We start from the raw sequence: 2093 nt of genomic DNA, 5'->3' as shown, positions 1-2093 counted from the left end.
AATTGAAATCTATACCTAAATTTAATCCAACATTTAATTTACTATTTATATTTGCCTTACCTATTACATTTAAACCATCCATAACCTTTAATTTTACACCTAAATTATAGTTTGCACTTATCTTATTTAATCCTTTACCTACAGTTGTATGTAATTTTTCAGCTAACTTTTGATTTAATTTTATTTCATCAAGGCTATTATAATCAACAACCAATCTATTTTGTATACTTATTCTATCATTTATCTTACTATCTATCTCTACTCCTGCTTCTAAATTATTATTATATGCACTTGTTATTCCTATGTTTCTTAATCTATTTATAAAACTCTCATTTTCTTTAGCTTCATTATCTTTTTTTCCCCAGATTAATATATAATTAAATGAATAGCCAACATATGGTTTTAATATACTTTTTATAGAATTTATTTTTAATTCCATACTTAATTTTATACTAGGATTTATACTTAAACTTTGTAATATATTTGTTTTTTTATTAGTATCACTTGTATCATTATACACATCACTTTTACTATAACCTATATTCTTATCAAAATCAAATGCAAAGATATCAAATATTTTCTTACTAATATTTATACCAGCATTATATAAATTATTTATACTTTTAGTTTTATTACTTCCACTATTTTTAAATTCAACATTTCCATATTGATATATTCCATATAAATTTAAAACATTTCCATTTGATAATTTTCTTGAATATCCTATTATTGCACCATAATTCTTATCTACAAATGGACTAAATTTTTCCTCATTTAATATATTAGTTCTCACATAAGTATCAAAGTATAGTCTATTTCCTTTTTCTAAGTTATTTAATATTATATTTGTCCTATTATACTTATTATCTATCTCATTTTTTATTATATTCCCCACTATACTTGCATAATTATCTGTAAATATATTTTTAACTTCTGAACTATTTGAGCTTAATAATAAGGTTCTTAAACTGCTTGACATTGGTTTCATTAAAACATTAGTGCCACTGATAGAAACATTTGTGTTATCTATATACTCATCAAAAAATTTCTTCTTATTTACATCATAACTAGGTAAATCTTTTAATATCTTCTCATCTGTTATTTCTCCTAATTTCTTAAACTCTTCATTTATATTATCTACAAACTTTATACTTACTATCTTGTCCTTATTTATTACAACTGGTTTTAAAAAGGGGTTTGATAAGTTATTTAAAAAATCACTGTACTCTTCTTCAAATTTTTCTATATTTAAATTAAGTTGTTCATTTTCTTTTACTCTTATTGTATACTCCCCTGTTGTCCTAAACTCTTTTATATTTATTTCTTTTCCACTAAACTCTACATCAGATGTATGAGTTCCATGTAGTTTATCTATACTTGTTTTAGTACTACCTATCTTTAATTTTCCATCTGTATATATATTCTTTAAATTTATAGTACTTTCTTTATCATCTTTATTTTCTACAACTAATGTTCCTTTTTCAGCTATAGTGTAATCTGATTTACTATCATTTTTTAAAACTAGTGTTCCATTTAATACTTGTGAAGGAGCAGTATATTCTTGTTTTCCTGTTAATGTAAGCTTTCCTTCTCCATCTTTTCTAAGTCCTGCTTGAGCTACATTAGAGTAAAATAGTTTTTCACTTTCTAATACTTTTGGTATTCTATATTGATACTCTCTACTAGTATTATCATAACTATATTTCTTAGCAATTATTTTTATAATTTTACTTTCCTTATTATTACCATCACCCTTTAATCCACTAACTATATCATTTTCAAAAGTATATTCTTTATCCTTTTTAATATTCACATAAAAGTATCTATTTCCCTTATCATCAAATATCTTATCATAGTTACCCTTAAAGTATTTCATCTCATCTATTAGACCAGCATTGAAATCAGATGGTCCTTTTAATGCCTTCTCTCTATTTGCATTACCCCAACCTACATTATCATCTAAGTATCCACTAATATCATGATTTGCAGTTCCAAGTATTACCTGTTTTACTTGTTGGTATGTTAAGAAAGGATATTTTTCTTTAATATCATAAGCTAGTCTTGCTATCCTTGGCGCTGAATATGATGATCCA

Annotated in this window: 1 protein-coding gene; it reads right to left on the bottom strand. The window is 24.5% G+C overall.

All coding sequences use genetic code 11. The features are described 5' to 3' along the window. A partial coding sequence (locus BUE91_RS06205) for a S8 family serine peptidase (protein ID WP_073508300.1) occupies positions 1 to 2093 on the bottom strand: 2093 nt, incomplete at both ends.

Origin of the sequence: Streptobacillus notomytis, assembly GCF_001902585.1 — a bacterium.
In the GTDB taxonomy this organism is placed as follows: Bacteria; Fusobacteriota; Fusobacteriia; order Fusobacteriales; family Leptotrichiaceae; genus Streptobacillus; species Streptobacillus notomytis.
The sequence above is the reverse complement of the archived record's forward strand: the minus strand, read 5'-3'. Positions and strand labels throughout refer to the sequence as shown.